The 26,581-nt window shown below is 39.3% G+C and carries 28 protein-coding genes and 1 tRNA gene; 11 read left to right on the top strand and 18 right to left on the bottom strand.

Features of this window, described 5'->3' with window-relative positions:
• Positions 1-62: 62 nt before the first annotated feature.
• The 4 genes from EU510_RS14165 to EU510_RS14150 all read left to right on the top strand — a co-directional run bounded on the left by EU510_RS14165 (position 63) and on the right by EU510_RS14150 (position 3,657).
• Complete coding sequence (locus EU510_RS14165; protein WP_149594018.1) at positions 63-1,202, top strand: alkene reductase; 1,140 nt, start codon at positions 63-65, stop codon at positions 1,200-1,202.
• A gap of 384 nt (positions 1,203-1,586) precedes the next feature.
• Positions 1,587-1,844 carry a hypothetical protein gene (locus EU510_RS14160; RefSeq protein WP_149594017.1) on the top strand — a complete coding sequence of 86 codons (258 nt, stop codon included), beginning with the start codon at positions 1,587-1,589 and terminating at the stop codon, positions 1,842-1,844.
• Between the two features lie 378 nt (positions 1,845-2,222).
• A complete protein-coding gene (locus EU510_RS14155) occupies positions 2,223-2,987 on the top strand; it encodes a DUF6515 family protein (protein WP_149594016.1) in 765 nt (254 codons plus the stop codon).
• A 169-nt stretch (positions 2,988-3,156) separates the two neighbouring features.
• The gene (locus EU510_RS14150; RefSeq protein WP_007587274.1) at positions 3,157-3,657 is read left to right on the top strand and encodes an RDD family protein; all 501 of its coding nucleotides are present in this window, start codon (positions 3,157-3,159) and stop codon (positions 3,655-3,657) included.
• 81 nt (positions 3,658-3,738) lie between these two features.
• On the opposite strand, the gene lptG is transcribed toward EU510_RS14150, so the two are convergent.
• Together lptG and lptF are read right to left on the bottom strand one after the other, a co-directional pair.
• Positions 3,739-4,806 (bottom strand): LPS export ABC transporter permease LptG, encoded by a 1,068-nt coding sequence (gene lptG / locus EU510_RS14145; RefSeq protein WP_149594015.1) that lies wholly within the window; start codon positions 4,804-4,806, stop codon positions 3,739-3,741.
• The gene (gene lptF, locus EU510_RS14140; protein ID WP_149594014.1) at positions 4,803-5,915 is read right to left on the bottom strand and encodes an LPS export ABC transporter permease LptF; all 1,113 of its coding nucleotides are present in this window, start codon (positions 5,913-5,915) and stop codon (positions 4,803-4,805) included. The genes lptG and lptF overlap by 4 nt, the downstream gene beginning before the upstream one ends.
• A gap of 309 nt (positions 5,916-6,224) precedes the next feature.
• Here lptF and pepA point away from each other — a divergent pair, with 309 nt between their 5' ends.
• From pepA to EU510_RS14125, 3 genes are all read left to right on the top strand, one after another.
• Positions 6,225-7,736, top strand: coding sequence for a leucyl aminopeptidase (gene pepA, locus EU510_RS14135; protein ID WP_149594013.1), 1,512 nt, complete (start codon positions 6,225-6,227; stop codon positions 7,734-7,736).
• Between the two features lie 149 nt (positions 7,737-7,885).
• Positions 7,886-8,332, top strand: coding sequence for a DNA polymerase III subunit chi (locus EU510_RS14130; RefSeq protein WP_002962020.1), 447 nt, complete (start codon positions 7,886-7,888; stop codon positions 8,330-8,332).
• Positions 8,333-8,385: 53 nt separating this feature from the next.
• Complete coding sequence (locus tag EU510_RS14125) at positions 8,386-11,241, top strand: valine--tRNA ligase (protein WP_149594012.1); 2,856 nt, start codon at positions 8,386-8,388, stop codon at positions 11,239-11,241.
• Positions 11,242-11,354: 113 nt separating this feature from the next.
• Here EU510_RS14125 and EU510_RS14120 read toward each other — a convergent pair whose 3' ends face one another.
• On the bottom strand, positions 11,355-12,593 hold the full coding sequence (locus EU510_RS14120; RefSeq protein WP_149594011.1) for an outer membrane protein transport protein: 1,239 nt from the start codon (positions 12,591-12,593) through the stop codon (positions 11,355-11,357).
• A 283-nt stretch (positions 12,594-12,876) separates the two neighbouring features.
• Between EU510_RS14120 and EU510_RS20105 the strand changes: the two genes are divergently transcribed.
• Positions 12,877-13,200: a hypothetical protein gene (locus EU510_RS20105; protein WP_149594010.1), complete on the top strand. Its 324-nt coding sequence runs from the start codon at positions 12,877-12,879 to the stop codon at positions 13,198-13,200.
• On the opposite strand, the gene EU510_RS14110 is transcribed toward EU510_RS20105, so the two are convergent.
• Positions 13,160-14,374 carry an HD-GYP domain-containing protein gene (locus EU510_RS14110; protein ID WP_149594009.1) on the bottom strand — a complete coding sequence of 405 codons (1,215 nt, stop codon included), beginning with the start codon at positions 14,372-14,374 and terminating at the stop codon, positions 13,160-13,162. The two genes, EU510_RS20105 and EU510_RS14110, sit on opposite strands and share 41 nt — an antisense overlap.
• Positions 14,375-14,723: 349 nt before the next feature.
• Here EU510_RS14110 and EU510_RS14105 point away from each other — a divergent pair, with 349 nt between their 5' ends.
• A complete protein-coding gene (locus tag EU510_RS14105) occupies positions 14,724-16,487 on the top strand; it encodes a lysophospholipid acyltransferase family protein (protein WP_149594008.1) in 1,764 nt (587 codons plus the stop codon).
• Between the two features lie 113 nt (positions 16,488-16,600).
• Here the strand turns inward: EU510_RS14105 and EU510_RS14100 are convergent, their stop codons facing one another.
• The 3 genes from EU510_RS14100 to EU510_RS14090 form a co-directional block, all read right to left on the bottom strand.
• Positions 16,601-17,305 (bottom strand): NRDE family protein, encoded by a 705-nt coding sequence (locus EU510_RS14100; RefSeq protein WP_149594007.1) that lies wholly within the window; start codon positions 17,303-17,305, stop codon positions 16,601-16,603.
• Position 17,306: 1 nt separating this feature from the next.
• On the bottom strand, positions 17,307-17,840 hold the full coding sequence (locus EU510_RS14095; protein ID WP_149594006.1) for a hypothetical protein: 534 nt from the start codon (positions 17,838-17,840) through the stop codon (positions 17,307-17,309).
• A 213-nt stretch (positions 17,841-18,053) separates the two neighbouring features.
• Positions 18,054-18,128 (bottom strand) — tRNA-Arg (locus EU510_RS14090).
• A gap of 245 nt (positions 18,129-18,373) precedes the next feature.
• Between EU510_RS14090 and EU510_RS14085 the strand changes: the two genes are divergently transcribed.
• Positions 18,374-18,556, top strand: a complete 183-nt coding sequence (locus EU510_RS14085) for a helix-turn-helix domain-containing protein (RefSeq protein ID WP_149594005.1) — start codon at positions 18,374-18,376, stop codon at positions 18,554-18,556.
• A 3-nt stretch (positions 18,557-18,559) separates the two neighbouring features.
• Here the strand turns inward: EU510_RS14085 and EU510_RS14080 are convergent, their stop codons facing one another.
• The 3 genes from EU510_RS14080 to EU510_RS14070 form a co-directional block, all read right to left on the bottom strand.
• The gene (locus tag EU510_RS14080; protein ID WP_149594004.1) at positions 18,560-19,366 is read right to left on the bottom strand and encodes a phosphotransferase; all 807 of its coding nucleotides are present in this window, start codon (positions 19,364-19,366) and stop codon (positions 18,560-18,562) included.
• A 3-nt stretch (positions 19,367-19,369) separates the two neighbouring features.
• On the bottom strand, positions 19,370-19,987 hold the full coding sequence (gene pnuC / locus EU510_RS14075; protein ID WP_149594003.1) for a nicotinamide riboside transporter PnuC: 618 nt from the start codon (positions 19,985-19,987) through the stop codon (positions 19,370-19,372).
• A gap of 199 nt (positions 19,988-20,186) precedes the next feature.
• A complete protein-coding gene (locus tag EU510_RS14070) occupies positions 20,187-20,438 on the bottom strand; it encodes a YkoF family thiamine/hydroxymethylpyrimidine-binding protein (protein WP_149594002.1) in 252 nt (83 codons plus the stop codon).
• 100 nt (positions 20,439-20,538) lie between these two features.
• On the opposite strand from EU510_RS14070, the gene EU510_RS14065 reads away from it, so the two are divergent.
• The gene (locus tag EU510_RS14065) at positions 20,539-20,778 is read left to right on the top strand and encodes a DUF2960 domain-containing protein (RefSeq protein WP_002963045.1); all 240 of its coding nucleotides are present in this window, start codon (positions 20,539-20,541) and stop codon (positions 20,776-20,778) included.
• Positions 20,779-20,809: 31 nt separating this feature from the next.
• Here EU510_RS14065 and alr read toward each other — a convergent pair whose 3' ends face one another.
• The 8 genes from alr to priB form a co-directional block, all read right to left on the bottom strand.
• Complete coding sequence (gene alr, locus EU510_RS14060; RefSeq protein WP_149594001.1) at positions 20,810-21,889, bottom strand: alanine racemase; 1,080 nt, start codon at positions 21,887-21,889, stop codon at positions 20,810-20,812.
• On the bottom strand, positions 21,889-23,268 hold the full coding sequence (gene dnaB, locus EU510_RS14055; RefSeq protein ID WP_149594000.1) for a replicative DNA helicase: 1,380 nt from the start codon (positions 23,266-23,268) through the stop codon (positions 21,889-21,891). Before dnaB ends, alr begins: the two co-directional genes overlap by 1 nt.
• A gap of 113 nt (positions 23,269-23,381) precedes the next feature.
• Positions 23,382-24,320, bottom strand: a complete 939-nt coding sequence (locus tag EU510_RS14050; RefSeq protein WP_149593999.1) for a DUF4097 family beta strand repeat-containing protein — start codon at positions 24,318-24,320, stop codon at positions 23,382-23,384.
• A 9-nt stretch (positions 24,321-24,329) separates the two neighbouring features.
• The gene (locus EU510_RS14045; protein ID WP_149593998.1) at positions 24,330-24,812 is read right to left on the bottom strand and encodes a hypothetical protein; all 483 of its coding nucleotides are present in this window, start codon (positions 24,810-24,812) and stop codon (positions 24,330-24,332) included.
• On the bottom strand, positions 24,799-25,347 hold the full coding sequence (locus EU510_RS14040; RefSeq protein ID WP_149593997.1) for an RNA polymerase sigma factor: 549 nt from the start codon (positions 25,345-25,347) through the stop codon (positions 24,799-24,801). The genes EU510_RS14045 and EU510_RS14040 overlap by 14 nt, the downstream gene beginning before the upstream one ends.
• Before the next feature lie 186 nt (positions 25,348-25,533).
• Positions 25,534-25,986 (bottom strand): 50S ribosomal protein L9, encoded by a 453-nt coding sequence (rplI, locus tag EU510_RS14035; protein ID WP_149593996.1) that lies wholly within the window; start codon positions 25,984-25,986, stop codon positions 25,534-25,536.
• 35 nt (positions 25,987-26,021) lie between these two features.
• A complete protein-coding gene (rpsR, locus tag EU510_RS14030; RefSeq protein WP_007378475.1) occupies positions 26,022-26,249 on the bottom strand; it encodes a 30S ribosomal protein S18 in 228 nt (75 codons plus the stop codon).
• A 12-nt stretch (positions 26,250-26,261) separates the two neighbouring features.
• Positions 26,262-26,579, bottom strand: coding sequence for a primosomal replication protein N (priB, locus tag EU510_RS14025; protein ID WP_004588456.1), 318 nt, complete (start codon positions 26,577-26,579; stop codon positions 26,262-26,264).
• Positions 26,580-26,581 lie beyond the last annotated feature (2 nt).

Raw genomic sequence — 26,581 nt, 5'->3', positions numbered from 1 at the left:
TATGCTGCCAATGTTGCTTAACCACTATTTAAGCCTTTGTTTGCTTTATAAGAGAATTTAAAATGAAATCAGAATTAGTTAATACCGCTCCTTTATTCTCATCAATTGAGCTTGGCCCTTTTACACTTAAAAACCGTATTGTGATGCCTCCTCTTACTCGCTCTCGCAGTACTCAGCCTGGCAATATTCCTAATGAATTAATGGCTGAGTATTATGCGCAGCGCGCATCGGCTGGTTTTATGGTTACCGAAGGCACACAAATAGAACCTCGTGGACAAGGTTACGCTTGGACCCCAGGTATTCACTCACAAGCACAAATTGAAGGTTGGAAAAAAGTAACAAAAGCCGTACACGCTAAAGGCGGCGTTATTTTTGCTCAGCTTTGGCATGTAGGCCGCGTATCGCACGCCACACTGCAACCAAATTCAGGTAAACCGATTGGCCCTTCAGATATTATTGCTGACAATGTAAAAGTATTTATTGAAACCGCACCTGGTGAAGGCGCATTGGCTGACCCAAGTGAGCCTCGTGCACTAACAACAGCTGAAGTTAGTGAACTGGTAAACATGTATGCTCAAGCTGCACGCAATGCTCTAGAAGCAGGCTTTGATGGTGTGGAGCTTCATTGTGCTAACGGGTATTTAGTTAATCAGTTTATTTCTGAGCATACTAATAGCCGTGACGATCAATACGGTGGAACACTTACTAATCGCCTGCGATTTTTAAAAGAAATAGTTGAAGCGGTAAGTGACGTTGTAGGCGCAAACCGTTTAGGTGTTCGCTTTGCTCCTTTATTTGAAAGCACAGATGAAACACGAGTGTATTTAGGGCTTGTTGAATCAAATCCTCATCACACTTATATCCAAGCCGTTAAATTACTTGAGCAAGCGGGTATTGCTTACTTATCGATTGCTGAAGCTGATTGGGATAACGCTCCCGATTTACCACTAGAATTTTATAAAGCAGTACGAGCTGAATTTTCAGGTCGCATTATTTATGCAGGTAAATACACAGTAGAAAAAGCGGTACGTATTTTAGGTGAAGGTTACGGTGATTTATTTGCATTTGGTCGCCCATTTATAGCTAACCCAGATTTACCAGAGCGTATAGCGAATAATTGGACGTTTAACGAGGCCGATGCAGCTACCATGTATGGCGGCACCGAAGTGGGTTATAGCGATTACCCGTTTTATCAAAAGTAGCCAACCTAAACTCTAAACGATATATGTAATTGGTATAGAACCGATACGGCTTTATACCAATTCGCTTAATCAAGCGTTCTATTTTTATGTAGAGAACAATGTTGATAACACTGCTGAATTTTATTGTTAATTGTTCTCGATAACTGCTCTTTTATTGCCCTATCTTCTGCATTTATGCGCCATATATCAGTCATTTTTTAATAGAATTAACGTTAGATTGAATCTCTTGAATTGATTAAGTATTACTGCGGATTGGTATTAGCGTCAAGAATAGTAAAGATAAGTAAAAGGGTGTAAAGCCTCCCTACAGTTGCCCTTACATGCAGTTGGCATTCAGTTTCAAACGTCAATACTAGCCATGTTAACCACAAACGAGGCAATATTATGAAACTTACATTTATACTACCTGCACTATTAGTTATTGGCACTTTATCTAGTTCTGCATTTGCAGCACCACATGATAGATATGCAAAGCAAGAATATAAAAAGGTTCAACTAAAACGAGAACTGAAAAAAATTAACCACACTAAGGTAATCAAGTACGTTCCCGTTAAAGTTGTTAAAAGAAACGCTAATAACACAGCATTTGTTAAAGTTAATACCATAACGTACCACCCAAGCTTTAAATTTATTAAAAGATAGATGCGCACTTTAAAATATAAAATCATGTTTGCGGCAATAAACAACGTGCCGCAAACTTAACTTTTTACATCATTTAAACTCTGTTATTGGTATTTCCTATCTAAAAATACACGAAAATAACGTTTTCTAAGCACTACAAAAAAGTCCAAATACATAATTTAATAGCAATATTATTAAAATATCTCTCATAATAAATACACTCATAAAGAACAGAGTTACCCTTAAAAATCGTCAAAAACTAGAGATTATGTCAAGAACCGTCAGTAAAATGTAAAAAGCTGTAAGCATAGTTCCGTTTGCTGTTATATGTCAGTTAACATTCAGTTTGAACCGCTAGTATTGAACCCAGTTATGTAAAAACATAAACGAGGCAATACTATGAAACTTACTTTTTTACTACCTGCCCTGCTCGCTATTGGCGCAGTATCAGGCTCTGCGCTTGGAGCACAAAACGAGCGAGAGAATGATAAAAGCTTTAAACGCGGCCACGACAAACGTGTTGAATATAAACGCGATGAACGCCGCCATGAAAAAAAGCAGCGTATTGAGCATAAAAAAGAAAAACGAGAAGACCGTAAGCAAGAAAAACGTAAACTTGCTAAGTACAAGCAGGAAAAGCGTGAACAACACCGCTACAACCAGCGAAAATATAACTACTTAACAAACCATCATAATTCAGTCGCTTACAGACAAAACCGATTTATAAACCATTTACCACGCAGTAGCGCATCGATCAGATTTAATGGTATTTCGTTTACGTTTAACGACGGCCTTTATTACCGTAAAGCTAAAAGAGGCTACCATGTTGTTAAACCACCTAGAGGCCTGCGTATAAATACGCTACCAAGAAATTACAGGCATTTTAAACACCATAATACGACTTACTACACTTATCAAAATGTGTACTACATTGCGGATAACGATGGTTATACGGTGGTTGATGAGCCATCAACTCGCCTTAATCAGGCAATAAAAGTGGGTAATGTGAATGATTATAGCTTGGGCAAAACTTACGACTCATTGCCTCAGGCAGCACAGGCCGTAATAATTAACTCGCAGCAGTATTTTAAATACGGCGATATTTATTTTTTACCACAAATAAGTGGTGACGACATAAAATACCTTGCCATTAAGCTAGGTTAAACCCGCTATAAATTAAAAGGCCTTGCTGTAAATAGTAGGGTCTTTTCCATTTCCCCTGTAGGTAATAACTTAAAGCAATAAAATCAATTCTCTCTAAACATTAACATGTCTTAGTATTTGTAAGCTTTTTTGCTAAACTAGCTCGCATATTAATAGTGAGAGTGTATTTATGTCGGGTGAGTTTCCACGTGCTGGTTTTTGGCGCCGTTTTGCGTCGTTAGTTTACGATACGTTAGCCATTATTGCGTTTGCGATGTTAACTGTAGTGCTGTATTTATTTGCAGTACAGGGGCTTATTTCTCTCGATGTAATTAGTTTAAATGGCGCAGAGGATGTATCTGCCTTTATTCAAAATTCAAATCTTCTTTCGGGTATTCGTACCGCTCTTTTAATTATTGTTACCTTAGTATTTTTTGGCTACTTTTGGACTAAAAGCGGGCAAACCATAGGCATGCGTGCATGGCGTTTAAAAGTACAAACTCTTGAAGGTAATTTAATTAGCTGGCCGCAATCAATTATCCGCAGCGTTAGCGCTTTACTCGGTTTAGGTAATTTAGTGGTGTTAGTCGATTTTAAAAACAAAAAAGCACTGCAAGATTACATCTCTAAAACAGAAGTTATTGCACTTACTAAAGAAGAAAACAGACGTATTTATAGTGAGCTTGATTAATACCAGCTTTTCAAAACTGGTAGTTAAAAAGCAAAAAGGGTGACCACTGGTCACCCTTTTTCATACTTTGAATAAGTAAATCTATACCCGTTTATTCATCAAATATGTCGCAAAGCCTATAAATATAATACTGGGTAATACCGCCCCTATAATGGCGGGTATTTGATAAACCATAACTACAGGGCCAAATATCTCATTAGTTAAATGAAACACGATCCCCGTTACAACCCCCATAATTATACGAGCGCCCATCGTAACGGTACGCAGTGGGCCAAATATAAACGAGAGCGCCACCAGCAGCATTACCGCTACAGATACAGGCTGCATAAGCTTACGCCACAGTGCAAGCTCGTAGGTACTGGTGTCTTGTTCGTTTTGCTCTAAGTAAGTTAAATACGACCAAAGCCCAGTAAACGAAAGCGACTCTGGTTTTACCGAAACAACCCCTAACTTTTCAGCAGTCAATTGTGAAGGGTAAAACTCTTCTGGTAGTTGCTCTGTTGTGGTTTTTTCGCTCGTAATAATAACCTTATTTACATCACGAAGTAGCCAGCCTTCTTTTCGGCTCAGTGCATCTTTTGCTTTAGTAATTTGGGTAAGCTCTAACGATTTGTCAAAATGGTACATGTGTACCCCATTGAGCCTGCCGTTTTCGTCAACATCTTCAATATTAATAAAGTTGCTGCCGTCTTTAGCCCACACACCTTTTTGTGTGTTAAATACATCGCCGCCATGTATTGCTTGGTTACGCATTTCTTTGGCGTGTAATTGCGCTTCAGGTGCACCCCATTCGCCAAGTGCCATCATGCATACAGCCATAAATATGGCCGTTTTCATCACTGAGCCAATTATTTGTAAGCGCGACATACCAGCCGCTTGCATCACTACCAGCTCACTGTTTGAGGCAAGTGCCCCTAACCCCGTTAAGCCACCAATTAGCGCAGCCATCGGGAAAAACACCACTAAATCGCCTGGTATTGTGTAAAGCGTATAAAGCATTGCGGTCATTAAATCGTAACTGCCGCGTCCTACAGACTTTAACTGGTCGATAAATTTAATTAAGGTGCTAATGCCAACAAGCACTAGCAATGCAAAGCCGGTTGTTTGTAAAACACTGCGGCCTAAATACCAATCAAGCGTTTTCATCATGCGCCTAACTCCCGCTTAGTAACAACCGCTTTTAGCCAAGCTCCTAATGGACGACCTTTAATGATCAACAATCCACCAATAAATAAAGCACTTAGGTGAATCCACCACAAGCCAATCGAAGGCGGGATTTTGCCATCTTCAACTGCAAATTTAGCGGCATTTAGTAAAATGAAATAGCCTAAGTACAAGCTAATAGCAGGCACTAGCTTTGCAAATTTACCTTGGCGAGGATTAACCACACTTAGCGGTACTGCCAGTAAGGTAAGTAGCGGGATTGATAACGGAATAGCGAGCCGCCACTGCCATTGAGCAATAGATTCGGGAGTATTAATGGCGAGTAACTGATTAGTAGGCACAGCCTCTAATTTACGGCGTTGATGCTCTATTTCTTGCTCTCGTATTTGTACGCTATAACCATCAAATTCTGTTAAATTAAGTGCAGGCGTTGTGCCATCTGTTTCGTAACGTTTACCGTCTGTTAGTACTAGCTGCTGCTCTCCATTTACAGCTTCAACCACAACACCTTGCTCTGCATAGACTAAGCGCGCTAGGTTACCTTTTTCGCTATCAGGTAACTGTGCAACAAATACCTTATTGAGCTCTTTGCCGCCCTTTTCAATATTATGAATAAACACCACGGCTTTTTCGTTACCGGTTTCTTGGAACCGCCCAGCCCTGAGTGCAGATAACCCCGCATCGGCTTTGGCTTTCTCTTTTAATTGATACTCTTGCTCGCTTGCCCACGGTGCTATATACATAGTCAGAGCTGCGGCTAATATAGCAAGCCCTGCACTTGATATAAGTGTTACGCGCACAACATACCATTCACTTACGCCACAGGCTTTAAGTACGGTCATTTCGCTATCGGCGTAAATACGGCTGTAGGCTAAAATAATGCCTAAAAATATACTCAGCGGAAGTATTAGCGAGGCTAGTTGTGGAAGTTTTAGTGCAATCATCGATAGCACTAATTTAGCAGGAATGCTGCCCTCAGACGCATCACCTAAAATACCAACTAACTTTTGTGACAAAAATATTGTCATCAAAGTTAAAAATACGGCGACCTGCGATTTTAAAACCTCAGCGGTCAAATAACGGAAAATTAGCAATGCTCGCCCCTGTTAAACATGGAATTTCACTACGATAGTGAAATTTGAATAGTTAAATAGCTATTTTACCCAATTAATACCGGCAAATAGGCTATTATTATAAGCCATCAAAATTAATTATCCTACCTAAGTGCACGATATAATGTTGCATTAGTAGCCCTTAAGCATATAAAGTTCAATTACACAGTAAGAGTCTAGTAAAGTCAGTTAAAATTAAAGCTATCTCTACACAAGTTACGTAGATAAGACTAGAAAATACTTTTTTAGCCCCAACTTAGTAACTTAAACGACTCAAAACCAGGAGTAACAATGGAATTTAACGTAAAAAGTGGTAGCCCAGAAAAACAGCGCAGCGCATGTATTGTGGTTGGCGTTTACGAGCCACGTAGGTTATCCCCCATTGGTGAACAACTCGATAAAATTAGTGATGGTTATATCTCTAATTTACTTCGCCGTGGCGATTTAGAAGGTAAGCCAGGCCAAGTTTTATTATTGCATCATGTACCTAATGTATTAAGCGAGCGTATATTGCTTGTTGGTTGTGGTAAAGAGCGTGAGCTTGATGATAAGCAATATAAACAAATCATTTCTAAAACTATTAATACCTTAAACGAAACGGGCTCTATGGAAGCAGTCTGCTTTTTAACAGAGCAACACGTTAAAGGCCGCGACACCTACTGGAAAGTACGTCAAGCAGTAGAAACAACGCAAGATTGTTTATATACGTTTAACCAACTGAAAAGTAAAAAAGTAGACCCTCGTCGTCCACTTCGTAAAATGGTGTTTAACGTACCAACACGACGCGAACTAACTATTGGCGAAAGCGCTATTGAGCATGGTTTAGCCATTGCTGCAGGTAGTAAGCTATGTAAAGACGTAGCTAATATGCCACCAAATATTTGTAACCCTGTGTACTTAGGTGAACAAGCACAAGAGCTGGCAACTGATTTTGACAACATCACTGTTGATCTGATTGGCGAAGAGCAAATGGCAGAGCTTGGTATGAATTCTTACCTAGCTGTTGGCCGAGGTAGTGATAACGAATCAATTATGTCGATTATTAACTACAAAGGCGCCGCTGATGACCAAGCCCCTATTGTACTTGTTGGTAAAGGTTTAACGTTTGATTCAGGCGGTATTTCATTAAAACCCGGCGAAGGCATGGACGAAATGAAATACGACATGGGCGGAGCAGCAGGCGTTATTGGTGCAATGCGTGCACTGGCACAAATGCAATTGCCGATTAACGTTATTGGTGTTTTAGCTGGTTGTGAAAATATGCCTGGCTCAAATGCGTATCGCCCAGGTGATATTTTAACAACTATGTCGGGCCAAACTGTTGAGGTGTTAAATACTGATGCTGAAGGTCGTTTAGTGTTGTGCGATGCACTAACGTACGTTGAACGCTTTAATCCAGATACGGTTATTGACGTAGCAACACTAACAGGTGCATGTATTGTAGCCCTTGGCGCGCATGCGACTGGTTTACTATCAAACCATAACCCACTTGCGCACGATTTATTAAAAGCGTCTGAGCAAAGTGGTGACCGCGCATGGCAGTTACCGTTATGGGATGACTATCAAGATCAACTAGAAAGCCCATTTGCTGACTTTACAAACTTAGGCGGGCGCTCTGCAGGTACTATTACTGCAGCATGTTTCTTATCTAAATTTACTAAAAAGTATAATTGGGCACATTTAGATGTTGCCGGTACAGCGTGGCGCAGTGGCTCTAAAAAAGGCGCAACGGGCCGCCCTGTTCCTATGCTTACTCAGTATTTATTAAACCGAGCGGGTGTAAGCGAAGCTACGCACGATTAATAATCTATTTAGCTATAAATAAGGCGCCATTTGGCGCCTTATTTATTTGTGTATTAATTGAAGCAAACCCCGTTATATGGCAAAATCTGCCTCTTAATTTATGTATATCAATTTGGTATACATTCAATGTCATGGGAAGCCCCGATACAATGAACATGAACGCTAAATTTTTCGTTCTAAAGCAACAAGATGAGTCTAAAGCGAAGGCTGACGATCATTTTGCATTGGCAGCTCAAATTGCGGCCGATCAGTATCGAAATGGGCAGCGTGTGTTTATTTGTGTTAACGATAACGAAGCAGCCTGTGCCATTGATGAAATAATTTGGGCATTCGATCCAGATAGTTTTGTGCCACATAATTTACAAGGTGAAGGCCCTAAAGGCGGCGCACCTGTAGAAATTGGTATTACGCCACCTGTTGGCAATCGTAAAGTTTTAATTAACTTGGCTACTCAGTTACCGGATTACATTCGTCGATTTAACCAAGTTTTTGATTTTGTACCCGTAGAACCAGCTGCTAAGCAAGCAGCCCGCGAGCGTTTTAAAAAGCTACGCCAACTCGGTGCCAATCTCACCACGCAAGATATTAATAGCTAGCCAATCAGGCAAACTAACCAACTAATTTAAGTACTTATTTAAGGTTCTGTGTAATGGATAAAACCTACAATCCGCAAGATATTGAACAGTCTCTATATCAAGACTGGGAACAAAAAGGCTACTTTAAGCCATCTGGCCAAGGCGTACCATATTCAATTATGATCCCGCCGCCAAATGTCACTGGTAGCTTACACATGGGCCACGCCTTTCAAGATACAATAATGGATACCCTAACGCGTTTTAAACGTATGCAAGGTAACAACACATTATGGCAAGTAGGTACTGACCACGCAGGTATTGCAACGCAAATGTTGGTTGAGCGTAAACTGCATGCCGAAGAAGGCAAAACACGCCACGATTTAGGCCGCGAAGATTTTATTAATAAAATCTGGGAATGGAAAAAAGAATCTGGCGGCACTATCACTAAGCAGCTTCGTCGCCTTGGCGCATCGGTTGATTGGGATCGTGAACGCTTTACAATGGATGATGGTTTATCTGAAGCCGTTAAAGAAGTGTTTGTTCGCCTTCATAAAGAAAACCTAATTTACCGAGGCAAACGCCTAGTAAACTGGGATCCTAAATTACACACTGCTATTTCTGATCTTGAAGTTGAAAACAAAGACAAGCAAGGCCACATGTGGAACTTACGTTACCCACTAGCTGATGGCGTTACAACACAAGACGGAAAAGACTACATAGTAGTAGCTACAACTCGTCCTGAAACCATGTTGGGTGACTCGGGTGTTGCAGTAAATCCTGATGATGAGCGCTATACAGATTTAATCGGTAAAGAGATTTTATTACCTATCGTTAATCGTCGTATTAAAATTGTTGCTGACGAACATGCCGATAAAGATAAAGGCACGGGCTGTGTAAAAATAACTCCGGCGCACGACTTTAACGATAACGAAGTGGGCAAGCGTCATCAAATGCCGATGATCAACATTTTCGATAAAGACGCCGCTATTCTTACCCAAGGTGAAACATACACCTTTGACGGTAAAGAGCTTGAGTTTGATGCGCCAATTCCTAAGCGCTTACACGGCCTTGATCGTTTTGCTGCGCGTAAAGCAATTGTGGCAGAATTTGAAGAGCTAGGCCTACTAGAAAAAATTGAAGACCATGGTTTAACCGTTCCTTATGGCGATCGCTCTGGTGTGGTAATTGAGCCACTACTTACCGACCAATGGTATGTACGTGTTGCACCACTTGCTGAACCTGCAAAAGACGCAGTTAAAAATGGCGACATTCAATTTGTACCTAAGCAATACGAAAACATGTACTTTTCGTGGATGAACGACGTACAAGATTGGTGTATTTCACGCCAGCTTTGGTGGGGTCACCGCATTCCAGCTTGGTACGACAATGAAGGCAACGTATTTGTTGGTCGCGACGAAGCTGAAGTACGCCGTGAAAACAACATTGCTGACAGCGTAACACTTAGCCAAGACGAAGACGTACTTGATACGTGGTTCTCATCAGCGCTTTGGACTTTTTCTACACAAGGTTGGCCTGAAAATACCGATGATTTAAAAACCTTCCATCCGTCTGATGTATTGGTAACGGGTTTTGATATTATTTTCTTCTGGGTTGCGCGCATGATTATGATGACGCTGCACTTTATAAAAGACGAAAATGGCAAACCACAAGTTCCGTTTAAAACCGTGTATGTAACGGGCTTAATACGTGACGACAACGGCGATAAAATGTCTAAGTCAAAAGGTAACGTACTTGACCCACTAGACATGATTGACGGCATCGAGCTTGAAGACCTAGTACAAAAGCGTACTGGCAATATGATGCAACCAAAACTTGCCGCTAAAATCGAAAAAGACACCCGTAAAGTATTTGCAAATGGTATTGAAGCTCACGGTACCGACGCCCTTCGCTTTACTCTTGCTGCAATGGCCTCTACCGGTCGTGATATTAACTGGGACATGAACCGCCTTGAAGGTTACCGTAACTTCTGTAATAAACTATGGAACGCGAGTCGTTACGTATTAATGAATACAGAAGAGCAAGATTGTGGTTTTGCAAACGATGCACAAAAAGAACTTTCATTAGCTGACCGCTGGATTTTAGGTCAATTTGAGTCAACAGTTAAAACGTACACAGAACACCTAGATAACTACCGCTTTGACTTAGCTGCTAACACGCTTTACGAATTCACTTGGAACCAGTTCTGTGATTGGTACTTAGAGCTAACTAAGCCGGTATTATTTAAAGGTAATGAAGCGCAACAACGTGGTACACGTAATACACTTATTACCGTACTTGAAAGCTTACTGCGTTTAATGCACCCAATGATGCCATACATTACGGAGACTATTTGGCAGCGTGTTGCACCTCTTGCAGGCCTTGAAACAGAGAACACCAGCATTATGGTTCAGCCGTTCCCTGTATATAATGAAGCAAGCGTTGATGCTAAAGCGATGGACGATTTAGAGTGGGTTAAACAATTCATTTTAGCTATTCGTGTCATTCGTGGTGAAATGGATATTAGCCCAAGTAAACCGCTTAGTGTATTACTTGCTAATGCATCGAGCGACGACGTGCGCCGCATTGAAGAAAACAAATCATTTTTGGCATCACTTGCAAAAATTGAAGAGTTTACAATGCTTGAAAACAAAGACGGGGCACCTGCGTGTGCAACCTCTTATGTTGGCAACCTTGAGATCATGATCCCAATGGCGGGCTTAATTGACGTTGAAGCAGAGCTTGCACGTATTAATAAGCAGCTAGAAAAAGCTGAAAAGGGCTTAGCGCAGGTACAAAACAAACTAGCTAACGAAAAGTTTGTTAACAACGCACCTGAAGCGGTACTTGCTAAAGAAAACGCTAAATTAGCTGAGTTCACTGACGCTAAAACTAAACTGCTTGAGCAAAAAACTAAAATAGAAAGTTTATAAGCTCTCATAAAATGCCTATTAACACTATTTAATAGGCAAAAAAAAAGCCGCTCACTTTAATTAAAGTGAGCGGCTTTTTTGTGCCCTGTGATTAACCACAAGGCATGTCTACATTAAAACTTGTAGTTGTACTGAGCGCCAAGTAATACTGCGTGGCCTTTAGACTCGAAGCCCCATTCGCTACCTGAGCCATCAGTTTCTTTAAAGTTTTGTGTTTTACCACGGATAATACTTACACCAAGATCAACGTTAGAATTTTTATCTATTGTGTAGTTACCACCAAAAGAGAACCAAAAACGGTCAGTATCTGGAATAGAGATTGATAAATGGTTTTTTGAAACTGGCGATTCATCAAATGCAACACCAGCACGAAGCAGTAAACTTTCATTTAGCTGGTAGTCTGTTCCGATTGAATAACGAAAAGAGTCAGAAAAATCTTCTGTTTTTTCAAAACTTTGCTCTGGCGGCAAACCTACTTCTGCTTCTAATTTGTCAAAACTACTCCAGCCTGTCCACAATACGCTGTAGTGTAAACCTAATTTTTCATCTAACTGGTGTGAACCAGAAAACTCGGCAATAGCTGGTAATGTAACATCAACAGACCCAGAACGCTCAGCAATACCGCGGGCAGTACTTGAATAAGTCCCCTCGAATGTAATATCAGTTTCTGTACGGTAATTAAAACCAAAGCGACTATTTTCATCTAATTGATACATCAAGCCAACGTTTAAGCCGTAGCCAGTATCATCACCTTCTAAGTCAACCACATTTGTTGAGAATGGGATCCCAGGATTAGCACCTACATTTCGTATTATCGTTGCATCCGCGTAAATGTAGTTTAAACCAATACCAAAGCTAAATTGCTCTGATACTTTGTATGCAACGCTTGCATTTAGGTTAACGGTAAAAATTTCTGTTTCGCCAGCAATTTGACCTGCCGCGTAATCATCGTTGAACTCTGTAGATAAACCAAAGTTAGAAAACGCACCAAAACCAAGTGATACTTTATCGTTGTAAGGCATAGTAAAGTAAGCAGCTGGTACCACTGCACTTGGTGCAATGCTGTCGTCATCTAATGATGACTCATCAATACCTGTTGGCGCACTTTCACCTTCTAGGCTTACATCTGGAATTACGCCAATAGCAGCAACACTTAACTGCTTGTCTTTAAATAAAGTCATTAGTGCTGGGTTACGTGCAACTACAGACGCGTCGTCAGCGATAGAAGCTTCACCAGCGTATGCACGGCCTAAACCCGATGCATTTTGCTCTGATAATTGAAACGCGGCAGCAAAAGTGTCAGCCGATACAAATGCAAGCGAGGCTGCAATAAGAGTTTTTGAAAATTTCATTGTTGAGTCCTTAACCAAACTGACTGTCTGGGTACTATGTGTGTTGTTATTAGGATTTGAAACTTTGCTACACTACCTTAATTTTTTGTAAAAAACTCTATGAATGCGTCAAAAAACAGCAAAAAACACGTTATTTAACGACATTTTAACAACTATTTAAAGCTCATCGGATGAGAAATGTGCTATTAGAGTTAAAGCTCTAATTGTAATTAATTATCATTTAGATTGACTTGGAATTAGTAGCCACTTACACTCACTATAAAATCGCAAAGGAAGTAAAACTGTGATCATTTTATTTATTATTACAGGGCTAATATTTTGTGGGGCGAGTGTATTTTGCTTTTACAAAGCAAACTACTGCGCATGCACTCAAGCAGGACAATGCGATAACCCTGTAAACCATTATTGGCTAGGGGCAATGTTGAATGCGTTGATCTCTTTAGGACTGTGTTGTTTTGCATTGCACGTGGAGTTAGGTACTTTGCTATGGTTAACACTGATGGGAAATTGCTTTCTAGGGGCGTTTATTTCTGCAAAGCAAACTAAAAAAAGACAATGTAGTAAAACTAATTCAACAAATGCTCTTTTAGCAGGCGAGACAAATTAATCTGATAATCTAAGGGCTTAACACTTGCTAGTATTTTAAGCTCTTGAGTATGATCGCTTAAGTCTATGTCTTTAGGTGTAACATGATGGTTATGCTTAGCGTTATAAAATAGCTTAATTTTAGGTTTAATAGGATTAAGTACATTCCCCTCAAGCACTAGCGCTAAACGCTCATTCGTTAATTTTACAATAGTTCCTACCGGGTGAACCCCCAAGCATTTTATAAAGCGCTGTACTAACTCACCATCAAACAAGTGTTTATTGGCTAATAAATAACGCAATGCATTTATAGGCTCATCACCATCTTGATGCATTCTATCGGCAGTCATTGCATCGTACACATCTACAATTGCCATTATACGCGCCGGGCGACTTAACTTTTCAGCCTGCAGACCTCGCGGATAACCCGAGCCATCTAAGCGTTCATGATGATTTACTATCATATCGAGCATGAGCGGTGTTATGCCCTTTTCACCTTTAACTAAACCTAATCCCTGCGCTACATGCTTTTTAATCGCTGCCAGCTCATTATTAGTAACCTTGGTTGGCTTTGAAAATATACCTTGGGGTAATTTTGCTTGGCCTAAATCATGAAGTAATGCGCCCATAGCAAGCTCTTGTACAACAGCCTGCTCATACCCCAAATATTTAGCAAATACAGCGGCAAAAATGGCGCAGTTGATCATATGACGCCAGTTATAGCTGTGTTTATCTTTTATACGAGTAAGAATAGTCATGGCGTTAGCATTACGAAAAACTGAGCTAACTATCTCGTTTGCTATTTCATCAAGCACTTTTATATTAACACTCAGACCAGATGTTAAATCGCCATATAACGATTGCAGCTTTCGGCCGTGCTTATCGTAATTTATGGTCGCTTTAGCAAATTCTTGTTCAATTGAAATTGCTATAGGTGTTTTTTTTACCTTTTGTTGGCTATTAGATGTTTTAGGTGTGCTTTGCGGCTTATATTTAGCAGGAATAGCCGCATCGCCTTTAGTAAAATCTATAAGTAGCTCTAATACACCTTCAGAGACTAAGCGCTTAATAATAGATTTGTCGCGCACCAAGCCACTGGTCTTAATTTTTATGCTGTTAATCCCTTCATGTTGTTTAGTAACGCTATCAACGTACATACCAGGAGTAAGCTCAGACACAGGTAAAGTAATAAGCATAAAAAGTAGGATTTTTTTACAATAAAGGAATATGTACCTTAAATAGCATTAATTAAGCTTAAAAGTCTAGTTTTTTAGTTGTAAGTAGTTATATATAACTAAAAGTATTATTTACAGCCATGCCAATTGTTACTTTAAGTTATTTGGCTTTTTAATAATTAAACACCTTCACCTCAGCTACGCTTGAGTATTTATCGTTAAGAGCAGACGGTTTAGTTAACAGGATTATCTAATCATTATAAAAAAGCGAACTTTGTTAACCTTCATTGAACACAATATTGTTTTGTCTCGGTCTCAATATATACAGCACTTAATAACAACTACTTTAAATACTTAAGAGTACTAATTTATGACAAAACTAAACCAACCCGTATCAAACCTAAGTGTCGCGGCAATAAACACAGCCTCGCCTTTGGGTCATATATTAAAAGTAGCTGCTCCACTGCTCGATAGCCTATTGGGCATAAATAAACTGCGTGATATTTATCTATCTAATAACTTATCGGGTTTGGATAAACAAGAATTTAGTGAAAAGCTTTTAAATGTATTAGGTATTAATGTACTTGGTGCACAAGGTGTTATTAACAAAATACCAAAGCAAGGTCCTTGCATAGTGGTATGTAACCACCCTTATGGCATGGTTGAGGGTGTCATAATTGCAAAATTACTCACTCACTATCGCAGTGATACAAAAGTAATGGCTAACATTGGCTTAAAAATATTTAAAGAAATTAAAGATTATTTTATTTTTGCTAATCCACTAAAACCAAAAGCAGCCATTAATACCAGCGCAATTAAACAATGTTTTAGTCATGTTAAAAATGATGGCCTACTTGTGGTTTTTCCTGCGGGCAGAGTGTCATTTTTTCAATCAGAAAAGCAACGTGTAACCGACGGAGAGTGGAATCGCTTAGCAGCTCAACTAGCTTTAAAAACAAAAGCACCTTTATTACCTGTATTTATTAGTGGTCAAAATAGCTCTATGTTTTACAGTTTGGGACGTATTTACTACCGATTTAGATTATTAATGCTAATACGCGAATTACTAAAAGTTCAAAAAAGATCCATTAACTTAAGTGCTGGTAATTTACTTACACCCAAGTTATTAAATAAGTTTGAAAAAACTGACGATGTTAACGATATTGCACGCCTGCAGTGTTATTTAAACGATGGGCGCTTTATAGTGCCTTGGCAAGAAGACAACCAATCAACACAGCTCAAAGCTATTATGCAGGGCGTTGATAAAACAAAAATGGTAAATGAGCTGGCCAGCTTACCAAGCGAGCAGCACTTAGTTGACTTTAAAGGTTACTCCGTTTATTACGGCTACCAAGAGCAAATACCTAATTGCGTTGATGAAATAACACGCCTTAGAGAAATAACCTTTCGTACACTAAACGAAGGAAGCGGCGAGCCTTGCGATACCGATAAGTTTGACGCAACTTATATGCATTTATTTATTTTTGATCATAAAAATGAAGAGCTCATTGGATCTTATCGCATTGGGCAAACTGACATATTACAAAAAAATAGCGACGTAAACGCCCTTTATTTATCGCAAATGTTTAACTTTGAACCTTCTTTTATTAATCAGCAAGAGCCGTGCTTAGAAATGGGTCGATCGTTTATAGTTCAAAAACATCAGGGCAGTTACCATGGTTTATTACTGCTATTTAAAGGGATTGGTGCGTTTATGGCGCAAAATCCACGCTACAGGACTTTGTATGGCACGGTTTCATTAAGTAAACTTTATGACCCTCGTTCTGTCGCAATTATTGACCATATCATGGTTAATAATAAGCAAGGTGTTAGCGCCAATACGCCTTTTAATAATAAGATTCACCCTGAATTTGAAGACTTCACTAGTCACCATACGTTAAACATCGATCATGTATCAGCGTTGGTTATGGGAATCGAAGAAGATAAAAAAGACATACCGATTTTATTAAAACAATATCACAAGCTAGGTGCTCAATTTCATTGCATGGGGATTGATAGCAATTTTAATCACACGCCAGGGCTACTATTAAGTGTGCATTTGCCAAGTGCACCAGAGAAGCTACTTAAGCTTTATCTTGGCGATAAAAAAGATGGTTATATAAATCACTTATAATTTTTACCTGCTGTATTAATACAGCAGGTAAAATAGAGCAATAAAAAAGTCGATGTAATTAATTACATCGACTTTTTTGTTTTTAATTATTTAAAAATTATAAAAATATCTAGTTAAGCTGCAGTCACTTTTAAACAACTAATGCTGCTAATGAGCTGAGACTGTTTATCAAAATAATTAAAGCGAATAGTATTGCCTACCTTAATATGGCTAATGCTGACCGTCATTGCATCTTCTCTTAGCATATTTACGCCATATTGCCCTTGTTCGGCTTTACTGTAATGAAACGCTAAAAATTGTTCACTTTCAGGATGTCTTAAATCAATAAGTTGCTTAAATTGATGTTTACGCTTTTGTGTCACCGTTTCAAGCTCAACACCTGATGACGTAGCAAGTGGTTCAACTTGGCAGTGACTTAACTGCTTTGCATCCCACCTAATAAAAACCACGTTATTGTTATTTATCGATAGTCCATCTGGAAAAATACACAACTTAAAAGGCGCGTAGCCCGATAAATCCATGTTTTGTAATTGGGACAATGCAGGGGCTTTATTACTCAGTAAATGAGGGATTAACAGACCTCTACTATGCTTTACGGCAGTTATATCAAATACACTTTGGTAATCGTTTAATAATGCTAGTGTTTGCCCAAAATGCGATACACCAAGCCAAGTACCTCCTCCTTGCGGATCAATGGGGAAAATTGCATTGCCCTGGTGCTTACTTGGAGCGATTGCCGTTTCTCGTGATTTTTGCTCATCGCGATTAAAAAATAGCTCGTAGCCATCATCAGTTAAAAAGTAGCTTAACGTGCACATTTTAATTTTGCATCGATTTTGGTTGTGCTAGCTGGCTATTTTCTCTTAAAAAAGTAGCTGTACTTGGTGCTAAACCAAAGCTTTTATCGAGCTGCGACTTTTGAGCAAAAGAAATTTGTGAAATCATCGCGTAATGGTGCACAGCGTGACTGCCTACAAAAATAAGCTCTCGCGCAAGTGATGTTGTTACTGTTTGTACATTTTTGCTTTTAATCGAAACTTCGCTTGAAAGTGATAACGGTTTATTAAAATCATCTGAACTTAGCTGTTCAATCCACGTTGTTATTTCGGCAATCTTTTTTATTGCAGCAATTGGAGAGTTTTCAATATCCCCTCCTCTTAAGCGGCAATCATAATCTACTTTTTGCGAGCTAAAACCGAGCATTAACGATTGATAATGATCGATAATATGGCGCATGTGAGCCCCAGCAGAGCTAATAAAGTTAGGAGTAACGACTTGTGAATAGTCCTCTTTAGTTACACCTTCAAGATAAGCATGTCCTTGAGCTAGTATCTCTAATTGACTATTTAACATTGAATCGGTTTCCCTCATTTATTACTAAATTGTGTATGCAAAAAAAGTACAACATGAATTTTGGACGCTAATTTTGCACTGTATAAATAACTAGAAAGCGTTTTTTAAAATTAACTTTCAAAGTTTATTCAGTAAGTGCATTTTTAAATACAAAAGTAATTAATGAGAAGCTAGATAATGTAGGAGGGGATAATTAATAAATGTAAAAGCAAATGGCGCTCTCGGTAGGGATCGAACCTACAACTCAGCCTCCGGAGGGCCACGTGATATCCATTTCACCACGAGAGCACATTTGTGCCGCCACACCAACTCGCGATATCAGTGCTTTAGCATCCGCAATGATAAAGAGATCTTCAAATAAATACCAGTAAGATCAGCTTATATGCTTATTAATTAAACTCTTTTAAATAAAACACTTCACAATGTCTTAAAAACAGGCTATTTATTCTTATTGAATAAGAAACAGTAACGGTTTGGCAACATTGAAACTATGATTGTCGCTGTGAAAATGGATTTAATACGAGGAAGTAATAATGAGTTTAATGTCTACTGAGCAAGTTGCTGAGTTTTTAGGTGTAAAAGCAGAGCGTGTAAAACGCCTAGCTAGAGAAAGTTTATTAATTGCTAAATCAGAAGATGAAAATGGCGAACCACAATTTGATACAGCCGAAGTAACAAAATACAAAGAACTTGCTGAACGCTTTGGCGGCCTTTAGCTTTTATACAAAAGTACTATTAACGAGTTTAGTTAGCTGCGCGCGTAACATTACAGATTCATTGGTTATGCTGCGCTCCTCATACCAACCAATACATAATACTAAAAAAAACAGCTTATAGTAATTCAGCTTATCCATTGAAAGGTTAAACGTTTTTGTTTTATCAACGCTATTTTTATAGCTTTTTAACAACGCTGTTTTACTGTGCTCATTAAGATTAAAGCTCACTGCAAGCGCCGCTAAATCAAAATACACATCATTAGTTTGTGCGTATTCAAAATCAATTAAATACATGCCTGAAGCATTCACAATAATATTGTCTTTTACTAAATCGTTATGACAAAAGCCTTCATTAAATTGCATTGTTGCAACCACTTTTAATGCTTGCTCTATTTGAGATTTATGTTGGATATATACATCTGTACGTTGATAAAATTGTAGCTCTTTAGCTATATCCATTGTCGCGGTTGACACATTGTACTTGTGCACTTGAGCAAGTTTATTAATAAAGCTGAGCGTTATATCCGATTGCGCGCTCTTGCCTTCAATATAATTAAATACTGCTCGACCGTTTTCTTTATCAAGCCAAATAGGCGCTGGGCATATATTAAAGTCACTTAAAAAGTGCTGCGCTTCAAGGCCGGCATTTGGCCAATGGCTTTTATAACACTTTAATAAGTACCCTTGTTGCTCGGTACGTATCAAAAAATTATCGTTACTAAAGCCATTAAGTAATCGCTCGCTTGAAACAATGCTTGTAGGCTCTATAAACGCACTACATATTTTTACTAACTGATGATGCTCAATCATTAATTAAAGCTGTGCTAGAAGCTTAGCTTGGCTTTGCTCGTATTCTTCGTACCAGGTTTTAAAGCCCCACGCTGCCATAATGGTATAAAATATAAAGAGCGCTAGCGTTGGGTAATAGCCTTTTTCGTAATATAAGTACATAGAAGCTGCATCTATTACAATCCAGTACAGCCAGTTTTCAAGAACTTTTTTAGCAACTAAGTAAGTAGTTACTACGGCAAAACACGTTGTAAAGCTGTCAAGATAAGCAAAATCGGCATGAGTATAGTTTTGCATAACATAGCCAATAATAATTGCAGCTACGGTTGTTAAACTAATTAAAACAGCATGGCGATTCATCGACCACGACGTAATATTTAAATTTGCAGCTTTGCCTTTTCGCCATACTACCCACCCAAATACAGCCATATACATATAATAAAAATTAAGTAATGACTCCATAAGTAATGCGCCATTCCAATACATTATTGTATAAATAAGGGTGCTAAAAAATGCTGCAGGCCAACACCATAAGCTTTCTTTTATTGCCAATAATAAGTACGCCATCGACAACCCCACCGCTATGTATTCCCAATGCGACATCGCTGTAAAACCACTTAGGGTCTGTGTTAAAAAGTCCATATATGCAGTTACCGTTTAGTTGTGCCGATTGTTATATCAATCTGCTTATATACGGGGTCTATTTAACGTTAAGAAAATTACGCTAGAACTAGGCAAAAATTTTTGTATCTAGTTGTTCTAAATAAAAAATTTTAACGACGTTATAGTGCAATTTAATTCGTTAAATTGATCAAAGATTTGTGCTGGTTGGTATTATAGGTTATTCAGGCGATAAGTCGCCAGAGAGAAACTTACATACAAAAATAGCTTTACCAAATTCTTCATATGAGTGCTTAATTTCGGTATTTAGCACCTGCATTACTAAATCATAATCACCAAAAATTTGCGTTGATAGCGTATTAGTAATCACTTTTAAATCTTCGTATTCGTTTAATCTGTCAATAAAGCCCTGAATAAACGGGATGTAATCTTGGTGAAGTGGATATTTACTGATCTCTACTGATAATTTCATTTTAAACTCTACTTTTTAATTATTTGATTTAAACAAATCATTCAATGCCAGTTCAATACAGTGTAAAATTACGCTAACACTCAATTTAACTGAGCTTATTATGGCACGTAGAATAACGTATACGTTTAAAAACCAACCTCGCGAAATTAATTTCGCAAAAGATAAATACCACGACATGTATCAAGCTATTGCCGCTGCCGAAGGTATTGATTTAACAAATTACTTAAATATGGTGCGCCAAATAGAAATGACCTCAAAAGGGTCTGCTTCTGTTCGTAACTTTCGCGACCAAGAATTTGCCCGTATGGGTTTTAGCGATATTTACTTTATAAAAGAGTAATTATACCCAATTGGTATACGCTAAAAACTAACTATGGCTGATACTCATAACTTACGCGTGGTGTAATATTACATAATAGCTCGTAAGGGATAGTATCAGCGCACAGTGCTATTTCTTCAACTGGTAGCTCAGGGCCCCACATAGTGACTCTGTCGCCTACTTTAATATTATGCTCATTAGCGCCTATATCAACGCTAATCATGTCCATAGCTACGCTACCTACAATACCATAACGCTGCTCACCAATTATTACCGGTGTACCCTCTTTAGCATGCCTAGGGTAACCATCGCCATAMCCCATAGCCACAACAGCTAACTTGGTTGGTTTATCACTTTTCCAACGACCGCCATACCCAACCGCTTCTTTGGCTGGCACATTACGCACTGCAATTACGCGCGTAGTTAAGCGCATAACTGGTTTTAATTTGTGTTGCTGCCCAATGCTATTTGCCATTGGCGATACACCATAGAGCATAAGCCCAGGACGTACCCAATCGCCATGACCGCTTGGCCAGGCAATAATACCAGCAGAATTTGATAAACAATGCGCTTGGTCAATGCCATTCACTAAATTATCGAACAACGTAATTTGTTGAACCGTTTTAGCATTATCAACGTCATCAGCACACGAAAAGTGGGTCATTAAATTAACCGTGTTTTTAGCATTAGGTGTTTTTTGTAAGCGGTTATAAAACGCTTCAAACTGCTCTGGCGCAATACCTAATCGATGCATGCCTGTATTTACTTTTAACCAGCATGTTATTGGTGCATCAAGTTTTGCTTTTTCAAGCGCCGCTAATTGGTACTCATCGTGAATAATAGTTTGAAAATTGTTGGCGAGCAGAATCGGTAAGTCGGCTTTGTTAAAAAAGCCTTCTAGTAAAACAATTGGCTTTGTTAAGCCCCCAGCTCGAAGGGCAAGCCCTTCATCAATACGTGCCACAGCAAATGCGTCAGCATTATTTAAATACTGCGCAATCGTTACTAATCCATGCCCGTAAGCATTTGCTTTTAGCACCGCCATTACTTTGCTGTTAGGTGCAAAGCACTTAACTTGCGCTAAATTATGCGCAAGTGCCGTTAAGTTAATTTCAGCAGTGGCTAAGCGCATTAGTAATCGTCATCTACCGCTGGCCCCGCGTAATTATCAAAGCGAGAAAATTGACCTTGGAATGTTAAACGCACTTTACCAATTGGGCCGTTACGTTGTTTACCTATGATGATTTCGGCAATACCTTTATCGGTGCTGTCTTCGTTGTAAACTTCGTCACGGTAAATAAACATGATTAAATCGGCATCCTGCTCTATCGACCCTGACTCACGTAAATCTGAGTTAATTGGGCGCTTATCGGCACGTTGCTCAAGCGTACGGTTTAGCTGTGAAAGCGCAACAACCGGACATTTTAGCTCTTTTGCTAGTGATTTAAGTGAACGTGAAATTTCAGCAATTTCAAGCGTTCGGTTATCAGCAAGGCTAGGTACGCGCATTAGCTGCAAGTAATCGACCATGATCATACTGATACCGCCGTGGTCACGCGCAATACGACGTGCACGAGAGCGAACATCGGTAGGCGTTAAGCCCGAGGCATCATCAACATACATTTTGCCTTTTTCCATCAACAAACCCATTGTTGATGAAAGTCGCGCCCAATCGTCATCATCTAACTGACCTGTACGTACCTTAGTTTGGTTAATACGGCCAAGAGACGCTAACATCCTCATCATAATTTGTTCTGAAGGCATCTCTAGTGAGTAAATTAGCACGGGTTTGTCTTGAGTCATTGCAGCATGTTCTGCAAGGTTCATCGCAAAGGTGGTTTTACCCATTGAAGGACGCGCTGCAACAATAATTAAGTCAGACGGCTGCAGGCCCGTCGTCATTTTATCAAGATCGGCATAACCTGTACTTACGCCCGTTACACCATCTTGTGGCGATTGATAAAGCTCTTCTATTTTATCAACGGTTTTTTCGAGTATGTTATGAATGCTTTGCGGGCCTTCCGTACTTTTTGTACGTTGCTCGGCAATTTTAAATACTTTGCTTTCGGCAAAATCGAGTAGGTCGTGACTAGTACGCCCCTCTGTATTAAAACCCGCTTCGGCTATTTCATTTGCCACGCCTATCATTTCACGTACAACAGCACGCTCACGTACAATGTTTGCGTAGGCATCAATGTTGGCTGCACTTGGGGTATTTTTAGCAATTTCGGCTAAGTAAGCAAAACCACCAATACCTGCCAGTTGATTATTTTTTTCTAGGCTTTCAGAAATCGTAATTAAATCGATTGGATCGCCAATTTCAGCAAGCGCCGTCATCGCCTCAAAAATTAACTTGTGCGTGCGGGTATAAAAATCTTGTGATACAACAAGCTCAGCTACGCGGTCAAAAGCTTGATTATCAAGCATTAAGCCACCTAAAACAGATTGTTCAGCTTCTATTGAATGGGGAGGAACTTTAAGAGTATCGACTTGCTTATCTGGTTTGGCCATAACTTCACAGTACTAAAATTGAATGGCTCTATTCTATCTACTTGCAGGGGCTGTGCAAATAGAAAAGCAGGAAATCTTTTCCTGCTTTTTGTAATCGTGATGGGGAATGAGTGTTATTTAGTACGAAGCTCTATGCGACCGCTAATAGTATCCATTTCAACATTAGCATTACCGCCATTAATGCTAAATTCTAAATCACTGGCTGGGCCATATTTAGCTTTACTGGCCTTATCGCTAGTCACTTTATTAATGATTTTGCCATTAGCGTGAGCTTTAATTTCAAACTTTGCTGATACCCTTTGTGGGAAGTAAAAATCGGCATCACCACTTACCGATTCAAAACGTACATCACCGCCTTTTAAAAGCTCTTTAATGTGTACTTCGGCTTCGCCATTTACCGTGTTAATGCGTAGGTTTTTAATAGCCGATAACATAAAGTCTATATCGCCATTTACGTTTTCAAGGCGCACATCATTAGCAGTTGTAGACGATTTAATATCGCCATTTACAGCACTAAAACGTAGCTCACCACTTGATTGCCTATCGTTAATTTCGCCGTTTACGGTTTCAAACTGAATATTGCCACTTAAATTTTGTGCATTTACGTCGCCATTAACAGTGGTCAATTTAATATTACCCGCAATATCATCTACCGTAATTTCGCCGTTAACTACATCAACTTCAGCGCCGTTTTTAAGCTCTTTTGCCGTTACCGACACGTTTACACCAGCAAATTCTAAACTACTGCTTTTTGGCATAAATATAGTTAGGCTTGAGCCATCGCCATTATTACCCCAATTTGATTTACGTGGCATTTTTACAATAAACTGCGTTTTATCGCCATTCGTCTTAAGCTCATAACCTTCTGCTTTGTCATCAAGCTCGCCAGATACTTTAAATTCGTTCTTATCCCAACCTTCAATATGTATATCACCGCGTTGGTTTTCAATAAAAATAGTGCCGCCATTTGGTACGTCTATTTGCTTATCTATTTTTTCCCCCGCAAATACCGCTAATGGAAATAAGCTCAGTCCTAATAAAATCGCTTTCATGTCGTACTCCTAAATGTGCTGCCAACGTGGCGCATGCACCTTGTTAATTAAATCGAGTTGCTGTTGATATATTTGCGCTAGCATTGTCAGCAGCGCTTGGTTTTGTGGTTCTTTTTCAAGAACTTGCTTTATTGCTTGTTCAGCCTCTTCTAATTCTTGTAGTTGTGTTTGCCAATTAGTGGTCAATGCTTCTTCATTTTTATACTCAACTAACAAACTGTTTTTTTGCGCCGAAAAGTAGTCACTTATTGCCACTGCCGGTTGTGGCTCAAGCGTTATAATAAATGTGTTTATAGCGATTAAAGTAGCTAATGTGCAGGCAGCTATTGCTGTTAGTTTTGGCCAAATAACAGTGCCTTTTAGGTCCTGTTTATTACTAACCATTGCTCGCTCAATTCCCGCCCACAGGTCTTTTTGTGGTGTAATTTCTTTATCAAGCGTGTTTAATGACTCATTTAAGTAGTCGTCAAAGTTTGGTTTATTCATTTTCATACCACTCTTGTAATAACTGCCTAGCACGATGATATTGCGATTTACTCGACCCTACAGCCATACCTAACTGCTCAGCTATTTCCTCGTGCCTGTAACCTTCAATAGCAAATAATACAAATACCATACGTGCTCGCTCAGGAAGCCTTACTATTAATTTATCAAGGCCATTTAAACCAACACAGTCGTTAGCTGATTGTTCATCCATGCCGCTGTGCTCAATACTCACTACTTTTTGCAGCCAACTTTTTTGCTTTCGTAAGTAGTTAATCGCCACATTACTGGCAACGCTGTAAAGCCAAGTAGAAAACTGTGAGCGACCGTCAAATTGCGCTATTTTATGCCATACCTGTACAAATACTTCTTGGGCTGCATCTTCAGCGTATGCTTGGTCTGCTAATAAACGTAAACATAAACCGTATACGCGTTTTATATGCAGCTTATAAAGCGTTGTGTATGCGCCTTCATCACCCGACTTAACACGTTCAATAAGCGTAGTTTCACACAATGGCGCTTGTTCGGGCTTAACGTGTAACATCCGTGATGTCGCCTTTTAATTATTATTGAATTAGTGTATTGATAAGTTAGACGCAAATACAGGTAAGAAAGGTTTAAATAAATAATAAAAAGAGTTAAATAATTTTACATAGGGAGTAATTGAGGAATTTTAGACACAAAAAAGCCGCGCTAATAAATAGCACGGCTTTTGTCGCTTAATTAAAAATTAAGCTTCAGCGATTACGATTACTTTAATAGTAGCCGTTACGTCTGAGTGAACTGAAATTGATACGTCAAATTCACCTGTCTCACGGATAGTACCTAGAGGCAAACGAACTTCTGACTTAGCAACTTCAACACCAACAGCTGAGATAGCGTCAGCGATGTCACGAGTACCGATTGAACCGAATAACTTACCTTCGTCACCAGCTTTAGATACTAATGTAACTTCTGCTAATGCTTCTAGTTTGTCAGCGCGTGCTTGTGCAGCAACTAACTGTTCAGCGATTTTCGCTTCAAGTTCTGCGCGACGTGCGTCAAAAGTTTCAATGTTAGCTTTAGTCGCAGGAACTGCCTTACCTTGAGGGAAAAGGAAGTTACGTGCGAAACCAGATTTAACTACAACCTGTTCACCTAGGCTACCTAGGTTAGCGATCTTATCTAGTAGAATAACTTGCATGTTTCTACACCTTTTAAAAACTGTTAATCCGCTGCTTACTTATGTAAGTCAGTGTATGGAAGAAGGGCTAAGTAGCGAGCACGCTTAATAGCAGTTGCTAGCTGGCGCTGAAATTTAGCGCTAGTACCTGTGATACGGCTAGGTACGATTTTGCCACTTTCTGTAACATAGTTTCTAAGAGTAGCTAGATCTTTGTAATCGATTTGTTTTACGCCTTCCGCTTTAAAGCGGCAGAACTTACGACGTCTGAAATAACGTGCCATGAGATTAATTCCTCAAATAATTCTTTCTATATGCTGAGCATGCAAAACCAATTGGCTAAGGCCGTTACGACCTTCGTGGCGATTTAAAAAACCACTCACTTGCAATGCCTGCCCAACGTGCAAATGTTGAGTCTGTTGTTGCATTTGCTTTCCACTAGCAACCACCTGAAGCCTCACATAACTATTACGGTTAAGGTCTGCTTCGGTTTGCATCGATTTATGTTCTACAACAAAAATACAATGCGGGATGCCTGCAGGGCTTTGGCTAAACTTGGGCGTTTTACAAACTACCCCAGATATAACCAGCTGATTCATATATGGGCTAACCATTA

It is taken from the genome of Pseudoalteromonas sp. FUC4 (assembly GCF_008370255.1).
In the GTDB taxonomy this organism is placed as follows: domain Bacteria; phylum Pseudomonadota; class Gammaproteobacteria; order Enterobacterales; family Alteromonadaceae; genus Pseudoalteromonas.
The sequence above is the reverse complement of the archived record's forward strand: the minus strand, read 5'-3'. Positions and strand labels throughout refer to the sequence as shown.

Bases quoted from the DNA above. Each gene is read 5' to 3' on its own strand.
- EU510_RS14130 (WP_002962020.1), top strand. From the start codon at position 7,886: ATGAACATGAACGCTAAATTTTTCGTTCTAAAGCAACAAGATGAGTCT.
- EU510_RS14160 (WP_149594017.1), top strand. From the start codon at position 1,587: ATGAAACTTACATTTATACTACCTGCACTATTAGTTATTGGCACTTTA.
- EU510_RS14065 (WP_002963045.1), top strand. From the start codon at position 20,539: ATGGCACGTAGAATAACGTATACGTTTAAAAACCAACCTCGCGAAATT.
- EU510_RS14120 (WP_149594011.1), bottom strand. From the start codon at position 12,593: ATGAAATTTTCAAAAACTCTTATTGCAGCCTCGCTTGCATTTGTATCG.
- EU510_RS14040 (WP_149593997.1), bottom strand. From the start codon at position 25,347: ATGTTACACGTTAAGCCCGAACAAGCGCCATTGTGTGAAACTACGCTT.
- EU510_RS14110 (WP_149594009.1), bottom strand. From the start codon at position 14,374: ATGCTTATTACTTTACCTGTGTCTGAGCTTACTCCTGGTATGTACGTT.
- EU510_RS14050 (WP_149593999.1), bottom strand. From the start codon at position 24,320: ATGAAAGCGATTTTATTAGGACTGAGCTTATTTCCATTAGCGGTATTT.
- rpsR (WP_007378475.1), bottom strand. From the start codon at position 26,249: ATGGCACGTTATTTCAGACGTCGTAAGTTCTGCCGCTTTAAAGCGGAA.
- EU510_RS14125 (WP_149594012.1), top strand. From the start codon at position 8,386: ATGGATAAAACCTACAATCCGCAAGATATTGAACAGTCTCTATATCAA.
- pepA (WP_149594013.1), top strand. From the start codon at position 6,225: ATGGAATTTAACGTAAAAAGTGGTAGCCCAGAAAAACAGCGCAGCGCA.
- dnaB (WP_149594000.1), bottom strand. From the start codon at position 23,268: ATGGCCAAACCAGATAAGCAAGTCGATACTCTTAAAGTTCCTCCCCAT.
- EU510_RS14100 (WP_149594007.1), bottom strand. From the start codon at position 17,305: ATGTGCACGTTAAGCTACTTTTTAACTGATGATGGCTACGAGCTATTT.
- EU510_RS14105 (WP_149594008.1), top strand. From the start codon at position 14,724: ATGACAAAACTAAACCAACCCGTATCAAACCTAAGTGTCGCGGCAATA.
- EU510_RS14095 (WP_149594006.1), bottom strand. From the start codon at position 17,840: ATGTTAAATAGTCAATTAGAGATACTAGCTCAAGGACATGCTTATCTT.
- EU510_RS14045 (WP_149593998.1), bottom strand. From the start codon at position 24,812: ATGAAAATGAATAAACCAAACTTTGACGACTACTTAAATGAGTCATTA.
- rplI (WP_149593996.1), bottom strand. From the start codon at position 25,986: ATGCAAGTTATTCTACTAGATAAGATCGCTAACCTAGGTAGCCTAGGT.
- EU510_RS14150 (WP_007587274.1), top strand. From the start codon at position 3,157: ATGTCGGGTGAGTTTCCACGTGCTGGTTTTTGGCGCCGTTTTGCGTCG.
- EU510_RS14165 (WP_149594018.1), top strand. From the start codon at position 63: ATGAAATCAGAATTAGTTAATACCGCTCCTTTATTCTCATCAATTGAG.
- EU510_RS14070 (WP_149594002.1), bottom strand. From the start codon at position 20,438: ATGAAATTATCAGTAGAGATCAGTAAATATCCACTTCACCAAGATTAC.
- EU510_RS14155 (WP_149594016.1), top strand. From the start codon at position 2,223: ATGAAACTTACTTTTTTACTACCTGCCCTGCTCGCTATTGGCGCAGTA.
- EU510_RS14080 (WP_149594004.1), bottom strand. From the start codon at position 19,366: ATGATTGAGCATCATCAGTTAGTAAAAATATGTAGTGCGTTTATAGAG.
- lptG (WP_149594015.1), bottom strand. From the start codon at position 4,806: ATGATGAAAACGCTTGATTGGTATTTAGGCCGCAGTGTTTTACAAACA.
- priB (WP_004588456.1), bottom strand. From the start codon at position 26,579: ATGGTTAGCCCATATATGAATCAGCTGGTTATATCTGGGGTAGTTTGT.
- EU510_RS14085 (WP_149594005.1), top strand. From the start codon at position 18,374: ATGAGTTTAATGTCTACTGAGCAAGTTGCTGAGTTTTTAGGTGTAAAA.
- pnuC (WP_149594003.1), bottom strand. From the start codon at position 19,987: ATGGACTTTTTAACACAGACCCTAAGTGGTTTTACAGCGATGTCGCAT.